This window comes from Nitrospirota bacterium, from assembly GCA_023229435.1.
GTDB lineage: Bacteria > Nitrospirota > UBA9217 > UBA9217 > UBA9217 > JALNZF01.
Genome location: JALNZF010000017.1, coordinates 11235 through 27929 on the forward strand (window position 1 = coordinate 11235; position 16695 = coordinate 27929).

General features: G+C 54.3%; 16 protein-coding genes. All 16 read right to left on the bottom strand.

From position 1 onward, the window contains the following. Positions 1-47: 47 nt before the first annotated feature. Entirely contained in the window at positions 48-431 is a 384-nt protein-coding gene (locus M0R70_11335) for a c-type cytochrome (protein ID MCK9419959.1), read from the bottom strand. Continuing rightward, a complete protein-coding gene (locus tag M0R70_11340) occupies positions 428-2824 on the bottom strand; it encodes a heavy metal translocating P-type ATPase (protein ID MCK9419960.1) in 2397 nt (798 codons plus the stop codon). Before M0R70_11340 ends, M0R70_11335 begins: the two co-directional genes overlap by 4 nt. 94 nt (positions 2825-2918) lie before the next feature. Further along, positions 2919-3515, bottom strand: a complete 597-nt coding sequence (locus tag M0R70_11345; GenBank protein ID MCK9419961.1) for a hypothetical protein — start codon at positions 3513-3515, stop codon at positions 2919-2921. 81 nt (positions 3516-3596) lie between these two features. Continuing rightward, the gene (locus tag M0R70_11350) at positions 3597-4064 is read right to left on the bottom strand and encodes a hypothetical protein (protein MCK9419962.1); all 468 of its coding nucleotides are present in this window, start codon (positions 4062-4064) and stop codon (positions 3597-3599) included. A 17-nt stretch (positions 4065-4081) separates the two neighbouring features. Further along, positions 4082-5104 carry a DUF1566 domain-containing protein gene (locus M0R70_11355; GenBank protein ID MCK9419963.1) on the bottom strand — a complete coding sequence of 341 codons (1023 nt, stop codon included), beginning with the start codon at positions 5102-5104 and terminating at the stop codon, positions 4082-4084. Between the two features lie 147 nt (positions 5105-5251). Next, complete coding sequence (gene clsB / locus M0R70_11360) at positions 5252-6484, bottom strand: cardiolipin synthase ClsB (protein MCK9419964.1); 1233 nt, start codon at positions 6482-6484, stop codon at positions 5252-5254. 114 nt (positions 6485-6598) lie between these two features. After that, on the bottom strand, positions 6599-7255 hold the full coding sequence (locus M0R70_11365; protein MCK9419965.1) for a hypothetical protein: 657 nt from the start codon (positions 7253-7255) through the stop codon (positions 6599-6601). A 234-nt stretch (positions 7256-7489) separates the two neighbouring features. Next, positions 7490-8074, bottom strand: a complete 585-nt coding sequence (locus M0R70_11370) for a chemotaxis protein CheB (protein MCK9419966.1) — start codon at positions 8072-8074, stop codon at positions 7490-7492. A 22-nt stretch (positions 8075-8096) separates the two neighbouring features. Further along, the gene (locus M0R70_11375; GenBank protein ID MCK9419967.1) at positions 8097-8918 is read right to left on the bottom strand and encodes an alpha/beta hydrolase; all 822 of its coding nucleotides are present in this window, start codon (positions 8916-8918) and stop codon (positions 8097-8099) included. Between the two features lie 31 nt (positions 8919-8949). After that, entirely contained in the window at positions 8950-9453 is a 504-nt protein-coding gene (locus M0R70_11380) for a type 1 glutamine amidotransferase (protein MCK9419968.1), read from the bottom strand. After that, a complete protein-coding gene (locus tag M0R70_11385) occupies positions 9450-10469 on the bottom strand; it encodes a YihY/virulence factor BrkB family protein (protein ID MCK9419969.1) in 1020 nt (339 codons plus the stop codon). The genes M0R70_11380 and M0R70_11385 overlap by 4 nt, the downstream gene beginning before the upstream one ends. Positions 10470-10764: 295 nt before the next feature. Then, positions 10765-11460, bottom strand: a complete 696-nt coding sequence (locus tag M0R70_11390; GenBank protein MCK9419970.1) for a hypothetical protein — start codon at positions 11458-11460, stop codon at positions 10765-10767. Positions 11461-11670: 210 nt separating this feature from the next. Beyond that, positions 11671-12945 carry a paraquat-inducible protein A gene (locus M0R70_11395; GenBank protein ID MCK9419971.1) on the bottom strand — a complete coding sequence of 425 codons (1275 nt, stop codon included), beginning with the start codon at positions 12943-12945 and terminating at the stop codon, positions 11671-11673. Positions 12946-13036: 91 nt separating this feature from the next. Beyond that, positions 13037-13867, bottom strand: a complete 831-nt coding sequence (locus M0R70_11400) for a DUF3108 domain-containing protein (GenBank protein ID MCK9419972.1) — start codon at positions 13865-13867, stop codon at positions 13037-13039. Positions 13868-13997: 130 nt separating this feature from the next. Beyond that, complete coding sequence (locus M0R70_11405) at positions 13998-14990, bottom strand: sigma-70 family RNA polymerase sigma factor (protein MCK9419973.1); 993 nt, start codon at positions 14988-14990, stop codon at positions 13998-14000. 150 nt (positions 14991-15140) lie between these two features. Then, on the bottom strand, positions 15141-16637 hold the full coding sequence (locus M0R70_11410) for a B12-binding domain-containing radical SAM protein (GenBank protein ID MCK9419974.1): 1497 nt from the start codon (positions 16635-16637) through the stop codon (positions 15141-15143). Positions 16638-16695 lie beyond the last annotated feature (58 nt).

The following is a 16695-nucleotide window of genomic DNA, read 5'->3' on the forward strand; positions in this document are numbered from 1 at the left end:
TGAAAACATGCACTTAGTATAGCGCTTTTCTTCCTGCATTACTCTTTTCATTTCTTTTTTTGCAAACTTGTAACGTAATTAACGAGATGCCATCGCATCTCGTCAGACAGTTCCTTTCCAAAGCCTCTCATGGCTGTTCCCGCGACGCCGTCGGTAATTACATGGAACATCTCGCCGTCAGTGCTGCCGTGAATCCGAGCCGGGACTGACAGGCCAGGGCCTATGCCCCCTTTTCCGGCTTCTCCATGACAGGCTATGCAATTCTTCTCATAGAGCTTTCTGCCCTGGACGATAGACGTTTCAGTCTTTGCAATGGGATTTTTTATCATTGCGTATTCCGTGTGCCTATGCTGTTGTTTGTGGTGTTCTTCTTGAGCAAACCCATCAAGAGGAATGAGCATTATAATAATCAGGAGTGCGGTCCTTCTCATATCTTCACCCTCCTCAGCCTCAGTGCGTTTCCTATCACCGACACGGAGCTAAAACTCATCGCGGCTGCGGCAAAAATAGGACTGAGCAGAATGCCGAAGAACGGGTACAACACGCCTGCGGCGATGGGAATGCCGAGGGCATTGTACACGAAGGCAAAGAAAAGGTTCTGCTTGATGTTCTTCATCGTGGCCCTGCTCAAGAGCCGCGCACGGAGAATGCCTCTGAGATCGCCTTTCACCAGCGTCACTCCTGCGCTCTGCATGGCCACGTCGGTGCCGGTCCCCATGGCAATGCCGACCTGGGCCTGGGCAAGGGCAGGAGCATCGTTGATGCCGTCGCCTGCCATGGCAACGAAACGGCCTTCGCTCTGAAGACGCTTCACGGCTGCGGCCTTTTGGTCCGGAAGGACTTCCGCGACCACGTCGTCTATGCCCAGTTTCTTCGCCACTGTCTCGGCAGTGGTCTTGTTGTCACCCGTGAGCATCACGACACGGATGCCGTCGTCATGAAGAGCTTTAATTGCTTCGAGCGTTGTTTCCTTTATCGGATCAGCCACGCCCAGCAGCCCCGCCGCTTTTCCGTCCACGACAACGAACATCACGGTCTGGCCGTCCTTCCGCATCTCCTCGGCTTTTATGGATAATCCGCCGGAATCGATCCGCAACTCATCGAGAAGCGCACGATTGCCGAGCGCAACTTCGTGACCGTCAACCTTGCCGACGACGCCTTTTCCGGTCTTGGATTGAAAGCCCTCGGCATTCTTCGGGCTGACGCCTTTTCCCTCAGCTCCGGCCACGATGGCTGCTGCTAGGGGGTGCTCGCTCCCGCGCTCGATACTCGCGGCGTACAGAAGTATCGACTTCTCGTCGTATCCCTCATTCGCCACCACGGCATTCAATTTCGGCTTTCCCAAGGTGAGCGTTCCGGTCTTGTCCACCACGAGGGTGTCCACTTTTCTCATCAGTTCGATGGCTTCGGCGTTCTTGAACAGCACGCCGCCGCCGGCGCCCTTGCCCATGGCGACCATGATGGATACGGGCGTCGCGAGCCCCAGGGCGCAGGGGCAGGCGATGATCAGCACCGCGACGGCATTCACGAGAGCATAGACAAAGCGGGGCTCGGGCCCGAACCAGGCCCAGACGATAAAGGTTATAACCGCGATCGAGACCACTATCTGGACGAACCATCCCGCGATGATGTCAGCAAGCTTCTGAATCGGCGCGCGGCTCCGCTGGGCCTCGCCCACCATGTGCACGATCTGCGCCAAAAGGGTCTCCGAGCCCACTTTCTCGGCCTTCATGATCAGCGAGCCTGTCCCGTTCACCGTGGCGCCGACCACGCGGTCGCCTGCATGTTTTTCCACGGGGATCGGTTCGCCGGTGATCATGGATTCGTCCACGCTGCTTGATCCCTCTACCACGCTGCCATCCACGGGGACCTTTTCACCGGGCCGCACACGCAGGAGGTCTCCGGCATGCACCTGATCCAGCGGGACATCCTCCTCCGTTCCGCTTTTTACGCGACGCGCGGTCTTCGGAGCAAGCCCGAGCAGGGCCTTGATAGCAGCTCCCGTCTTGCCCCGGGCCCGGAGTTCCAGCACCTGCCCCAGCAGAACGAGGGTCACGATAACAGCGGCTGCCTCAAAATAGGTCCCCACTTCTCCATGAGCGCCGCGGAAAGCAGTTGGGAATATGTCCGGCAGAAGCGCTGCAACGAGGCTGTAGATATATGCGATGGCCACGCCGAGGCCAATCAGGGTGAACATGTTGGGGTTCCAGGTTATGATCGACTTCCACCCGCGCACGAAGAACGGCCAGCCGCCCCAGAGCACAACAGGGGTTGCCAGGATCAGCTCCAGCCATTTCATCATCTCCATGGGAATAAACTTCTCTGGTGAGATCGCGGAGATGAAACCGCCCATGGCGATATAGACCAGCGGGATCGTAAGAACAGTGCTGATCTTGAATCGTCTGGTCATGTCGATGAGCTCGGGGTTTTCCTGCTCTTCTGCGGAAATGGTGCGGGGTTCGAGCGCCATTCCGCAGATGGGGCAGCTTCCGGGGGCGTCGCGCACGATCTCCGGGTGCATGGGACAGGTCCACTCGGCTTTGGCGGAATGCGCATGCGGATCTTCGGGGAGCAGCGGCTTGCGGCACGTGGGACAGGAACCCGGCGCATGCTTCCTCTCGCCGGGACGCGGCGCGGTCATCTTCACCGCACCCTGTTCCGCGGTACCGGCCGCTCTTCCTCCCGCGTAGGCATCAGGGTCCTTCTCGAACTTTTCCTTGCACGACGTCGAGCAGAAATGATATGTCTTTCCCTGGTAGGCGAACGTAGCCGCCGCGTCCTTTTCTTCAATGATCATTCCGCAGACAGGGTCTGTTGCCTTCATCTATTCCTCCCGTGCGAGAGACATCAGTCCTTCAAAATAGTCATTGATCTTTTCCCGGAGACCCGGCATCAATGCCCATGCTGGTCTTCCTTTTCTAATGTTTATGCGGATCAGTCTTGGAGGGCTCCGCTTTTTTCGGTTCTTTGCCCGTAACTTCTTTCGACTGTGGCCCGCTCATATCAGGACCCGTTCCTGCAATACATCCATATGCCTTTTTCATCTGATCCATCATCTCCATCTGGGACGCCTCGGTTGCTGTCTTGGGGTCTTTCATGTGCACCTCGTGAAGGTCTATTGCTTTTTTGAGCCACTGCTCGGCACACACAAGTTTCGATTGCGAATCATCCATCCCCGGCATATCCATAGGCATCGACATCATCTTCTGCATTTTTTCTTTCATCTGTGACATGTCCTTCATCATCCGCTTTTTCTCGGCACTGCTCGGCCCCTTCATCATTGTTTCCTGCATGGTCATCATGTCCATCATCATCTGCATCATGTCCTTCTTTTCATCCATCATCTTTTTCATCATGCCGTTGCCCATCATTTGCTTCATCATCGGCTGGCATTTCTCCATCATCTGCTTCATCTCATCCTTCTGCTCACCCTTCATACCGCCGTCCGTCTGGGCATAGCCCTGGGTTGCGGCCGCCATCAGAACCACCAAACTTATTGCCAATATCTTTTTCATTGTATTTCTCCTTCGCCTTAAAATTTTTACTTGCGCCACCGATACAACCCTTCGCACAAAACCGTTCTCTTAATTCATCATTCATTTCCCTTCCGGCTTCTCTCTTTGATACAGCACCCGTCCCGATACCCAGAATGCCCATAACCCTGTCATGCTTAATTGAAGCAGGGGCGACAGCCCCAACCCGAAGAACGTCGGCATGAGCCGGTTATAGCTCCATGCCCTCGTCACAAAAACTTTTTGATACTCTATGGCAGCAGCCAGCAGAAACCCTGCAAGCAAAACAGTGTATATCTGCTTCCCGTTCATCTCCCGAATCCAAGCCGCATCCCTCCACACAGCAGCCACTAAAAGGTAAATCCCCAGGATAAGGAATCCGTCGATAAGTGAAACATAACCGACCATGGCCACATATTTCTTTGCATTAAAATCATGAGCTTCATAAAGGTATACGGCATGGAATGATTCCCAGATAAAATTCACCATGAATGCGCTAATGAAGATCATAAGAAAAACCCGGCAAAGCTCTCCAATTTGCTTTAAATTCATTCTGAACTTCCCTGTCATCATTCCTCCGAAGGCAGATCGCACACCGCCCACACGGAGAAATGCGCACCCTTTTTCTGTCCAACGCCGACCGCGCCTTTGGTGAGATAGAGCGCCCACGCCCAGTCGGGTTCGAACATGCTCGTCGTTGAAGACCAGTATCCTTCCCTGACATCCCTGAAGGGATGTCCATAAGGAAGCGCCGGGCTGTGCACGCTGCAATCCACGAGCGATTCCAGTTCATTGATGTTCGGCAGGCGCCATGAATAGGCCTTTCCTTGCTGTTGGTTGAGATCTGCCACTGCTTTGAGCGCTTCCTCCCATGTCGACGGCCTTCCGAAGAGGTCGGCTGATGAGAGCCAGCAGAGGTTCGTGAGCCGGTCTACGACCATGCTCCCTGCCTCCTCAAAGCGGGGTTCGGGCCATCGCACCCCTGATCGGAATTCGCCGTCCTGTCCCGATCCTGCGCAGGAGATAAGTTGTCCCTTTGCGTCGTAACACCGGGTTTGGCCGGTAGCAGGGAGAATGATGTCCCCCATTCCTCGAACAGGCCAGAGCAGGAAGAACTGCTCCTTCCGGCCATAAAACATTCGCGCGCCCTCCATATGGATATACCACGCATAGGCAGTGTTGATCGCCGCGGTCGTGGACGTCCAGTACCATCCGCTGAATACGTTGACAAAGGGATGCCCCTCCGGCAAAGCGGGTTGCCTGGTCTGATGGCTCATGAGGCTTCGGAGTTCACGACGGTTGGGAAGACGCCAGTCCGCAGAACCATATACCTTGTCACGATTCATCCTTGCGATGTGATCAAGGGCTTCCTGCCAGGTCAGAGGGAATTCAGCAATATTAGCGTTTCTTGTCCAAACGAGCCCCGTAAGTTGATCGAGAACCGCATCGTCCTGGACCTCGAATCGCGGCGCAGGCCAGGACAGGCCGCTTCTGAAGTCCGCGTCCTGTCCGCTTCCAATTCCAATGCAATCGATCATTCGGCCCGTCGCATCGTGGCAGGTGATCTGCCCTGTCTGAAGATAAGCGCTCATACCCTTATGCCGGCTCAGTATCGTTCATTTTCTGCATGTCTGTCATCGACATCCCGGGTGTGCTCCATTTCTACTTTCGTTTCATCTTAAACACGACACCAAAATAACGAGAAGCGCGATTATGTATTATTCCTCAGGCGCAACCGTTCATTCGCTCTTGGTCCGGCTATTTTCACGGGCATATCCGCTGATTCCCATCATCAATCGCAGCAAACCATAACTGAGCCAGCTCATGAACCGGAAATAAGCGGGCTGCTGTTTCCAGTTGTCCCTTAAGATCCGCAGGCTATCGGTCTCCATGGTCTGTTTCAGGCTTTGCGCCAGGGTCATGCCGAATTCTTTGTCGTCAACGGCAATATTCGCTTCGCGTGAAAGCAGCAGGCTGAACGGATCGATATTCGAAGACCCCACCGTCGCCCAATGGCCGTCGATTACCGCCACTTTGGCGTGCAGGAAGCTCCTGCGGTATTCGTAAATTTCGATTCCCGCATCCAGGAAAGTGCCGTAGAGCGCCCGCGAGGCATAATGCTGGAGACGATATTCCACCCTCCCCTGCAGCAGCAAAACCACCCGTACGCCGCGCCCGGCCGCATTGATAAGCGCATGACGAAAATTAAGCCCCGGTAAAAAGTATGCATGGGCAAGAATGATCTCGGACTCAGCCTGTTCGAGCGCCCGCATATACGCCGTTTCAATGTCCCGGCGATGGCGGAAATTGTCCCGTACCAGGAATGCCGCGCTCATATTCCCCCCGGCGGAAGTTGAAACAGGCAGTGCCCCGCCCCGGACCGTCCCTTTGCGAAAATAACTCCACGCCGCAATTGACCACAGGCGCTGGGCGGAAAGGCGGATCACATCCACCAGTGGACCCTCCACGGCAACCGCATAGTCATAGCGAGGGGGCATATCGCTTGTCGTTTCCCTGTCATCAATAATGTTGACCCCCCCGACAAAGGCGATCTCACGGTCCACAACCACGATTTTCCGGTGCATTCGGCGCAGGCGCACGCGCCGAAATGTCCAGGGAGATATCTTGGCCCGATAGATTAGCGCCTTTACCCCGTCCGCCCGCAAGCGGTCCAGCATGCTCCGCGGCAGATCCTTGGACCCGTAGCCGTCGATCAGCACAGTGACGCTTACGCCGCGCAGGGCAGCCCGCTTCAGCGCGTCCGCAATCCGTTGTCCGGTGGCGTCATTTTCGTAAATATACGTTTCAAGAATTATTTCATGCCTTGCCCGATCGAACGCCGCTTCGATGGCGGGGAAATAGGCTTCTCCGTTCTGTATCAGGGTGACCTGATTTCCCGGAATAAAGCGGGACAAGCTCGCGGGGAAGATAGCTTGATACAAATTACGGCGATGTCGTTTCCCGTGTGACATAACAATTACCCGTCTCTCATCTTCAATTTTAAAATCCTTCCGCTGATATGCACTGTCCGGATTTTCTCCGGAAATAATCAAAAAAACCATACCCGGACTCCGCGTTGGGATGAATCACGCGCGGTAAGTCATCAATTCCGGCGTACGCTCATTTCCAAATTTGAAATGCAGATAAATGACCGCGCTCAGTATCGCGGCAAAAAAGCACCACACGGAAAAAAAGGCGACGGTGGCGAACCAGTAAGCCGCCATAAAAAGCAGCAACGCCAGAACGCCAAAGATTTTGATCATCGTGTGACTCGAAAAGAAGCAACCAGCGCAGGTTGCCGCAAGGTAGAGCGCCATCACTTGAATTTTATGAAAATGGGGTAACGCATACACGATGTGACAATTAACTTCGGAAACAACAGGATATTTGACGATAGAGTAAAGGAGGTACAGGCCGACCGCGATCCCCGTGATCAGGAATGCCCCTATCACCTTTTTGCGCCAGGCTGTGGTTTCCAGCAGGCCGATCGAGAATGGCACAAATATCGGCCACAGTACGTGCGAAAACAACGTAAACACGTACGTCGTGGTCTCCTTGAGCAGCGGGGCCTCAAACCGAAATGACAGCCAGAGCATTCCCTCTATGATTTGCTGAATCCCGAACAAAAGCGGGATCATCGCAAACGGTATCTCTGCCTTTCGTTCCGTCTTTTTCAGTGTTGCCACACCGAGTATGGACAATGAAACTCCTGCTGTAAAACTTGCTGTTGCTGAAAAACACATTGTGCCCGGTTCCTTTCATGCCGAACGAATCGACCCAGCGCCCTACCCGTGAGCACTTCGGAAACAGGCCTATTCTTATATTATTATACCTGCCCTATGAGATTTTTGCCGCGACGGCAGAAGTTCCGCGAGCATTCGCACCGGTCCCGCATCAACCATGGGTCATCATTACAAATCCTGTATTTCCCGCGTCGCGATCAGCAGTCCCCTGATACTCCGACCCGGCGGTCCCCTTCACTCAGCGCGCGCAATTTTTACAATTTCCCGGGCGATATTCTCAGGTGAAAGAACAAAATCTATACACCCGCTTTCTATTGCGCTTTCAGGCATATCCGGCTGCCCGGCTGTGTCGGGCTTTTGCGCGATGGTGATGCCCCCCACCTGCTGTATGCCGCACATCGCCGCCGCCCCGTCACCATCATAGCCGGAGACAATGACCGCGACAAGTTTGCCGTCCCAGTGCTGAGTCAGGGAGCGCAGAAAAATCGTGATCACGTCGGGCCATCCCCTCGGCTTTGATAACGGCTTGAGACGGAACTCTCCATCAAGAACATGCAGATCACGCTGTTCCGGGATGATGAATACATGGTTGGGCTCGATGAGCAATCTTTCCGTGATCAGCTCGACCGGCATTGTTGTGAAGCGCGGGAGGATCTCGTGGAGCAGGGTGGCTACGGTCCTCAGGTGATTCACGATGACGATGGCAACGCCCATATCGGCCGGCAGATGTTTTAGTAACCGGGTATAGGCGTCGAGGCTGCCGGCCGAACCGCCCACGCAAACAACAGGAAAGTCTTGTGCAACACTCTTCGATGTCATTGACAATCCCTCCGCTTCGCTGTCAGGCCTTGATGAATGCGAGCAGATCAACGTTGATCCGGTCCTTATGAGTGGAACACATGCCGTGCGGCAAACCCGGATAAACTTTCAGCGTGGAGCCTTTCACGAGCTTGGACGAGAGCATGGCCGAGGCGGCGATCGGGACGATCTGGTCGTCGTCGCCGTGCATGATGAGTGTCGGGACGTCGAACTTCCCGAGGTCTTCCGTGAAGTCCGTCTCGGAAAAGGCCTTGATGCAATCGATGACGGCTTTGAATCCGGCCTGCATCCCCTGCAGCCAGAACGCATCCCGCAGCCCTTGCGAGACCTTGGCGTTCGGCCTGTTGGCGCCGTAGAACGGCATGGTGAGGTCCTTGAAGAATTGCGAGCGGTCGGCAAGCACGCCTGCGCGGATCTTGTCGAACCCGTCGATCGGCAAGCCCCCGGGATTGGCGGCCGTCTTCAGCATCAGCGGCGTCACCGAGCCGATCAGCACGGCTTTGGCCACTCGTTTGGTTCCGTGGCGGCCGATATAGCGGGCCACTTCGCCGCCGCCCGTGGAGTGCCCGACATGGATCGCCTTCTTCAGGTCGAGCTTTTCCACGAGCGCCGCGAGGTCGGCGGCGTAGGTGTCCATGTCGTTGCCGTTCCAGGGCTGTCCTGACCGGCCATGGCCGCGCCGGTCATGGGCGATGCAGCGGTATCCGCGGGCGGCCAGAAACACCATCTGGTCTTCCCAGGCGTCCGCGCTCAGGGGCCAGCCATGGCTGAAGACCACTGGCTGTCCGCTGCCCCAGTCCTTGTAATAGATCTGTGTACCGTCTTTTGTCGTGATCGTGTTCATTGGTTCTCTCCTTTTATCGCAAAACGGCAAGCTAAAGCCGGATCTGTTTCATGACCTCGCGCATGAACGCAGGGAGATCTCCCGGCTCCCGGGACGTGATCAGATTGGCGTCAACAACCACCTCCCGGTCCTCATAGAGCGCCCCGGCTTTTTTCAGTTCATCAGCCACCGATTTGTAGCAGGTGGCGCGTCGCCCCTGCAGAAGACCGGCGCTGATCAGGATCTGCGGCCCATGGCAGATGGCGGCGACCGGTTTGCTGCGGGCAAAAAAGCTCCGGGCGATCTCCAGCGCCTCCGGCGCTTTTCTCACCAACGCCGGCGCCGCCCCCCCGGGCAGGATCAGGATTCCATAGTCGTCAGGATTGACCTCGTCAAGGGTCTTGTCCACGGCCACTTCGTAGCCGTGCTTGCCCTTGATGGCCCCGCGGTACAGGGAGACCATTGCCACGTCGACTCCCGCCTCCTTCAGCCGGTAGTAGGGGACCAGCAGCTCAGAGTCCTCAAAATTGTCCGCGCTTATAATCAAGGCCTTCATATTTCCTCCGTATTTGTGACTCTTTTCTTCCTCCCTCGGCTTACTTCGACATCCGCTGCGGCAGCGGCTCCGTCCGAACGACTGGGCACCGCCAAAACCGATTTCTGCCCGGTTTGATCCGCTTTCGAACCATACTCGTGCGAGTATACCCAGGTAAACTCCGCTCCGAGCAGGAAGATCTGCGCCGAGAAATAGACCCACACCAGCAGAACAACCAGCGAACCTGCGGCGCCGAAGCCGGACGCCACGCTGGTTTTGCCCAGATAAAGGCCGATGAGAAATTTGCCGATCTCGAACAAGAACGCGGTTACTGCCGCGCCGATCCACACGTCCCGCCAGGCGATTCTCGCCCGCGGCATAAATTTGTAGATCATCGCAAAGAGTAACATCGTAATAACGAAAGAGATGATGAAATTAAGCGAAAAAAGAAGCGCTTCCCAGCCTTCGAAAAACCCGCTGCTCCATTTGCCGAACGCGGCGATCGAGGCACTGACCAGGAGCGAGACCAGCAGAAGAAATCCCAGTCCCAGCACCAGGCCGAAAGAAAGCAAGTGCGTGCGCAGCAGAATCCATATGCCGTTCTCTTTCGCGGGGGCGGGAACACGCCAGATGCGGTCAAGGTCGCTTTGCAATTCAGCGAACACCGTCGTTGCCCCAATGATCAGCGTAATGATGCTGACCACCGTCGCAAAGAGATTCTGAGCCGGCTCATGAGTGCTTTTCAGCAGACCCTGCACCGCGATTGCGCCTTCCCGTCCAATAAGGCCTTGTATCTGCGAGACGATCTCTCCGCGGGCTGCTTCCCGGCCAAAAACAAGGCCGGCCGCCGCGATGGCGATTATGAGCAACGGGGCAATCGCGAACAACGTATAGTAGGCAAGCGCGGCGCCCATGCTCGGGGCGTAATCGTCCACCCACGCCCCTGCGGATTTCCTGATCAGGACCCAGATCTGCCTGGGATGAAATAAAAAAGTGGACAGATTTATTTTCTCGTGCCTGTTCCTTGTTATGGTCATGTTCTTCTTTCTCATCGCTTATCCGGCAATTTCATTCAAAAGTCAGCCTAACCCGGACAAGCCGGAACCTCAAATCCAATAATATTCATCACGGATGCACTCAGCCTGCACTTCAGTAATTTGATTCATAACTGCCTCCGTGTCGGCCGGGACTCCGCCCGGCAGACATGGCCCTTTCGGGGCAGTTTTAATTGAATGTCTTTGTAGGGCAAAGCTTCAGCCTTGCTGACACCGAAAAGCCGCAACCCTGAAGGGTTGCCCTACAAATGATATAACAACAATTATTGCGTTTGCATTAGCGCCCTGCATGGATCAGGCCCGGTTTCTCCGGCATTCCGTCATATTCGACAACCTGCACCGGCTTATCACAGAATATAAAACTCATGTTCATATGGTCACGTTCATCCAGACCGATGCGTCTGAACACATCCGCCCAGGTCAACAGCGCTCCGCGTTCTTTCACCTGTTCATTATTGACCGGTTGTTGTTCCCACTCCGGATGTTCTTCAACAAATTGCGCGTACACATGTTCGGCATGGTCCTCGAATTCCGCGTTGAACAGGAACGCCCTGCGAATGCTGATCAATGCCATCAAGCGCGTTAATACGGCATAGAAGCCGGCCATGAGAAGGGGGATGGGAGTATACAGATACCACGGGTCCTTGATCCCGTCCTCTTTCATCTTCTCGTTGGCAACCAGCAGGTGCCAATACTCATTATCCTGGGCTTCGCGGGACCACATCATAATTCTGCCTGCCTCGTGCACCAATGCCCGGTCGCGGTATCGTCGCGTCATGCGTGCATACTGGCGGGTTTCCCAGGAGCGGTAGGGAATGCTGGCCAGTATCTCTATGAGCTTGACCTTGGGAAGCGTTGTCTTTTTTCCGGTGATCAGGTCCATCGACAGAAAAAAACCTTTTGCCGCAAGCGAATACCGGTATCGCGGCCTCTCTCTGGATGCTTTCTGTTCTTTCTTGAGATCAGGGGTCATGTTTTTCCTCCCGGGCTGATTTTTTATGACATTCCGACGCCGGCCGTCAGACCTTTTTGAACGTCTTTTGTTGTTCGGCTACGGTCACGAGGCCCGTTTCGTCGTTCGGAGACGTCATTCACATTAGATACGTTACCGTAAGACGTTTACCGATGCGGGCATCGCTGCCGACTGACGATCTTTTCCGTTGGTTGCGGCCTTCTAACCGCGCTACGGATTTTTGACCTCGGATGCCTGAGATTTTCTGGTCAGGAATCCTGACAAAATTAACGCCAACAGGGTGTAGGTCAGGAACAGAAAGTATCCCGGCTGAAGGGAAGTGCCATTCGTCGTTAAGATCACCAGTTCCTGGCTTACTTTGCTTAATTGGCCGAACTGGCTGGTAATGATCCCGTTAAATCCGATATAGGCCATAAATATTGCGATCACCATGACATCGGCCATGGACCATTTCCCGGATTTTAAGACAAAAAACCTGACCACCGGGTTCTCCTTTGCACGGTGATAATTGTAGTAATATCCCAGTGATGATAGTATTTTTAACAGGGGGAAGACAATGCTGAAGGTGATCAGCAAGACCCCGACTAATTTCATCTGAATGTCTTTATGCGTGATCATGATCCAAAATACATCCAGAATGCTTTTGCTTTGGAAATACAACACCTGGTTCTCAAAATGGACGGGGTGCCCCATCAAAACAAAACTCATCTCTGTGATCTTTGCTTCCATATCGATCATGGGCGTGGTTACGCCGGCTATCAGCAGCATGATAAGGGACAGAACGAGGAGTATATATTGGGAGGGGGCCAGGGGTTGCCTGCTGAAACCGGACAAAGCGAAAAGGATGACCGACAGAACGATCATCAGGATGGCCTCCTTCAAGATCAGGCCATTCTCAACCGAAATTGTCTTATCGAGCTTGATCCTCGCACTTGCGATATCCTTGGAATCAGTCCTGAGAAGGATGCTGTTCAGGTGAGCGGTATCCCGTGTATCAAAGGTTTGGTTCAAATATTGTTTAAGCTGTGCGTTCAACATGGCCTTAATCTGACCCCTTGTTTTCGATTTCTTCATCTCTCGAATAAGGGCATCCGCATATTCAGGGATCCCTTTTTTAATATCTTCCAGACTGATAAAAATATTTATAAAGGATTGTGAGATCCACCCCCCCACTGTGTTTGCGTTCTCTTCCCTGATTTTCCGGTCGACGTTATCAATAAGCGCATTCAACTGAACTTCGACATGTTTTCTGATCATCCGCTCATTCGTTCGCGACAAATACAACTTTTCGATCTCCTCGGCAAGAATTACGGTAATTTGTCGTTTCCATTCGTTAACACTGAACATGCCGTATTTGACGTGGTTAAGTTCGGCATAATCGTTTTTGTTCTCCTGGTTGGAGATCGCATTTGCAATAATTTGCCGGCATACAAAAACCAATGCAATGATGACCATTAAAGACAAGAACAATTTGAGCATTTTCATAGTAGTGACCTTTTCGATATCGCTGCCTTTGGTTGAAGAACAATAGCATAGCTGCCGGGAAGAACGTTTTCATCTCACTTCTTTACTCCTGTCATTTTGCGTCCTTACCCGGTTCCCTCTTCGTCAGGGTGGACACGATGGACCCGATGGCGATCGTGCTCTTCATCAGGACCGGGGTCTTCCGTTTGTCGTCGGTGAGCCAGATAAAGATTTCTCCCTTGTTCATGAAAACGCCCTCGTACTTGGGAAAGGTCCTGACCTTGATCGTGGCGAACTCCCCGGCCGGCGTCTTCACCTTCTCCCTGCCCAGGGTCTGGACCTCAACAGCCCAGTTCTTGCCGCTGTCATGAACTTGTATGATGATTGCCTTGCCGACGATGAAGTCATCGCGGGTCCGGAGATAGTAGAGCGACGACAAGGCGTCCTGTGTCTGGGCCTCGATCGTGAGCGTCTCCGGCGGGTTGTCGTTCACGGTGCTGAGAACTGTTTTATGCGCCTGGTCGAAGACAAGTTCACGGCGTCTCTTTTTCTTGCCGTGGCTTTCGTTGAGGCTGAACGTGATGCTTTGCATGACCACCGGGTCAAAGACGCTCTCCAGTTTGTCGTTCACCGGGTAGAACTTGTCCACCAGACCCGCCGAGTGTGTCGTCGCGATGAAACTGAGCGCCTGTTTCCCATCCAGCAGTGTTTTCTCTTTGATCTCCATGACCGCGGTACCTGCCGTTACGATCTTGGACCAGCTGATATCGTAGGTCAGTATTTCTCCCGGCTGCAATGCCTCGATTCGCGGCGGGCTGGAGACGCCTGTCTGTTCTTCCGCTCTGATTATGCCGGGAAGGAGCAGGAGTCCGAGGGCGAGCAACCACATGGCAACCGGACGCCTCATTCTTTTTAACCGGCACTGTTTCTTCGTCGCATTCATTGTTCTCCCCGCCCCCCTTTGAGTACTATCGGTCATGTATGCCTCTCGATCCGTGTTGTCAGCTCACCCTTTGCCTCGCGGGATTAAACCGCCGCGCAGGAATGGTATCAAGCGGAGGGTGATGCCGTCCTTACAGCACATCGCTCAATTCTATTTTCCCGCTCCTCACCAGGTTCCGCAGCTTGAGGATGGCCTGGCTCTCGATCTGCCTCACCCGCTCACGGGTGATCCCCAACTGACGACCGATGCTGTCCAGGGTCTGGGGATTCCGCTTATTCAGGCCATATCGGAATTCGATGATACTGCGTTCCGTTGCCGCGAGTCCGGAGATCCAGGTGTTGATACGCTCCTGCCGGAGGTGATCGTCGATCGTTGTTGACGGGTCCGGTATGCTCTCGTCGCGCAGCACATCCTGGAGCGTTTCCTCCCCGTCGGCGTTGATCAGCATGTCGAGTGACCAGGTCTCGCGGATCACCTGTGAGACCGCCCGTAACCGCGGGACGGTGATGCGCATTTTTTTTGCGGCTTCCTCGGAAGAGGGCTCGCGATGCAGCTGCCGGGTCAGCGTTCGCACGGTTCGGACATACACATGGGCTAGCTCCGCGACATGCACCGGCAGACGGATGATGCGGACCTGGTTCGCGATGGCCCGATCAATGGCCTGCCTGATCCACCACGTAGCGTAGGTGCTGAACCGGAACCCTCGTTTATACTCGAATTTTTCAACGGCCCGGATCAACCCGATATTTCCCTCTTCGATGACGTCGGAAAAGGGCAGTCCCCTGTTGATGTACCGCTTGCCGATGGACACCACGAGCCGCAGGTTTGCCTCGATCATGTGTTCGCGCGCTCCCGCGTCGCCCTTTTCGATCCGTTTTGCCAGGGCCTGTTCCTCGGCAAAAGAGAGCAGCGGGGTTTTCCTGATCTCCTTTAAATATATTTTGATCGCGTCGGGATCAGACGACGAGAGGTCCTCACGGCTCTGTCCCGGCCGGGAACGACCGGTTTGCTTCAAGCCATCGACCGGCCGCGGTTCATCGGGGTCCCTCGCAGCGCCTTCGTCCCAGATGTCGGTGAACTGGTCCTGCTCTTCCGAGTATGCCGTTGCTGTTATCTCGCTCATACGTCCTCCCTGAGTATTGATACGTAATGTCAAGAATTAACCACAGAGCACACAGAGTTTTTTATTAGAAAATCAATATACAGCGTTCATGCTTTAACTTGGATTTTCTCTGTGTCCTCTGTGGTTAAATATCAATTTTCTCATCCTTCTTCAACCCATGCGTTTCTCAAAAACCTTTCGAAAATGAAAACCATAGATCGAGAGGGTAACGGCCTGGGGAAAGAGTCGGGGACGGCTGAACAGGGTCCAGAACAGGAGCCCCCAATAATGGAACCTCTCTTTTTCGATGATCCCCAGAACAATGACAGACCTGATGAATGCGGCAAGGTAGTTGGGCCGAAATCGAAAGGGCATCTTTTTTTCTTTGTGGGGGACATACTCCCGCAGAAAGGTCCTGACCCTTTTATAGTAGTACTTTGGCGCATACAGGGTGCCGAGGACCTTTTTGTAGCCGCTGATCAGCAGGTCATAGTCCATCCTCGGGACAAAATTGGTCTCGAAATCCGTATTGTTGCCCGAGGTCTCTTCCCGCAGCCGCCCCTCCTTTTTGAGCCGCTCGTAGAGCTTCGTGCGCGGGAGGGCGATGAGAATGCCGACCATGGCCGTGGCGACACCGCTCGCCTGGATGAACCTGATCTGGGTGTCGAAGATCGTAAGAGGGTCGTTGTCGAAACCGACGATGAATCCTCCCTGCACCTCGAGGCCGGCCTTCTGAATATTCCTGACGCTTGCGAGAAGATCGCGGTTTTTGTTCTGGAATTTGCCGCATTCCGCCAGGCTCTGCTCATGGGGGGTCTCGATGCCTACGAAAACGACATCGAATCCCGCCTTGACCATCATCTCCATGAGGTCTTTATGATCTGACAGCTCTATGGATGCCTGCGTATTAAAGGAGAAGGGATGCCTCCTCAGCTCCATCCATTCGATGATGGCGGGAAGGACCTCCTCCTTCAGTTTTTTCTTGTTCCCGATGAAATTGTCGTCAACAAAGAAGACCTGGCCCCTGAACCCTGACGCGTAAACACTCTCGAGCTCCCTGATGATCTGGTCTTTGTCCTTGGTGCGCGGCGTGCGGCCGCAGAGCAGGGTAATGTCGCAAAATTCGCAGTTGAAGGGGCAGCCCCGGGAATACTGGATATTGATCGAGGCATAGTGCTTCATATTGACAAGCCCCCAGAGCGGGATGGGTGTCTTCCGTATCTCCGCCCACTGGTCCTGATCAGTCGTATAAAAACGGCCGGCAACGCCATTGTGGAGGTCCTCCAGAAAGCGCGGCAGGGTGATTTCGGCCTCGTTCAGCACCAGATGGTCCACCGTCCCGAACGCCTCAGGTGCGTTCGTGAAAAGAGGACCACCCGCGACGGTTGTGACGCCGGCTGCCTTGCATCTGGCGATCACGCCCTGTACCGATTCTTTCTGAACAGACATCGCGCTCACAAAAACGAGGTCGGCCCAGCTCAGGTCCCCGTCATCCAGGCGTTCCACGTTCATATCGACCAGTCTTTGCTCCCACGCCGCGGGAAGCATCGCCGCGATGGTCAACAATCCAAGGGGCGGACTGCTCGCCTTTTTGCGTATGAACTTCAGGGCATACCTGAAACTCCAGAAGGTATCCGGGAATTCGGGGTAAATGAGCAGTGCTTTCATGGAAGGTCCCTCTTCATTTTATTAGTAATGTCAAAATCCACCACAGAGAACTCAGAGA

What these genes read in the sequence shown, in the direction of transcription:
- M0R70_11335 (MCK9419959.1), bottom strand. Translation starts at nt 431, where the DNA reads ATGAGAAGGACCGCACTCCTGATTATTATAATGCTCATTCCTCTTGAT.
- M0R70_11340 (MCK9419960.1), bottom strand. Translation starts at nt 2,824, where the DNA reads ATGAAGGCAACAGACCCTGTCTGCGGAATGATCATTGAAGAAAAGGAC.
- M0R70_11345 (MCK9419961.1), bottom strand. Translation starts at nt 3,515, where the DNA reads ATGAAAAAGATATTGGCAATAAGTTTGGTGGTTCTGATGGCGGCCGCA.
- M0R70_11350 (MCK9419962.1), bottom strand. Translation starts at nt 4,064, where the DNA reads ATGAATTTAAAGCAAATTGGAGAGCTTTGCCGGGTTTTTCTTATGATC.
- M0R70_11355 (MCK9419963.1), bottom strand. Translation starts at nt 5,104, where the DNA reads ATGAGCGCTTATCTTCAGACAGGGCAGATCACCTGCCACGATGCGACG.
- clsB (MCK9419964.1), bottom strand. Translation starts at nt 6,484, where the DNA reads ATGTCACACGGGAAACGACATCGCCGTAATTTGTATCAAGCTATCTTC.
- M0R70_11365 (MCK9419965.1), bottom strand. Translation starts at nt 7,255, where the DNA reads ATGTGTTTTTCAGCAACAGCAAGTTTTACAGCAGGAGTTTCATTGTCC.
- M0R70_11370 (MCK9419966.1), bottom strand. Translation starts at nt 8,074, where the DNA reads ATGACATCGAAGAGTGTTGCACAAGACTTTCCTGTTGTTTGCGTGGGC.
- M0R70_11375 (MCK9419967.1), bottom strand. Translation starts at nt 8,918, where the DNA reads ATGAACACGATCACGACAAAAGACGGTACACAGATCTATTACAAGGAC.
- M0R70_11380 (MCK9419968.1), bottom strand. Translation starts at nt 9,453, where the DNA reads ATGAAGGCCTTGATTATAAGCGCGGACAATTTTGAGGACTCTGAGCTG.
- M0R70_11385 (MCK9419969.1), bottom strand. Translation starts at nt 10,469, where the DNA reads ATGACCATAACAAGGAACAGGCACGAGAAAATAAATCTGTCCACTTTT.
- M0R70_11390 (MCK9419970.1), bottom strand. Translation starts at nt 11,460, where the DNA reads ATGACCCCTGATCTCAAGAAAGAACAGAAAGCATCCAGAGAGAGGCCG.
- M0R70_11395 (MCK9419971.1), bottom strand. Translation starts at nt 12,945, where the DNA reads ATGAAAATGCTCAAATTGTTCTTGTCTTTAATGGTCATCATTGCATTG.
- M0R70_11400 (MCK9419972.1), bottom strand. Translation starts at nt 13,867, where the DNA reads ATGAATGCGACGAAGAAACAGTGCCGGTTAAAAAGAATGAGGCGTCCG.
- M0R70_11405 (MCK9419973.1), bottom strand. Translation starts at nt 14,990, where the DNA reads ATGAGCGAGATAACAGCAACGGCATACTCGGAAGAGCAGGACCAGTTC.
- M0R70_11410 (MCK9419974.1), bottom strand. Translation starts at nt 16,637, where the DNA reads ATGAAAGCACTGCTCATTTACCCCGAATTCCCGGATACCTTCTGGAGT.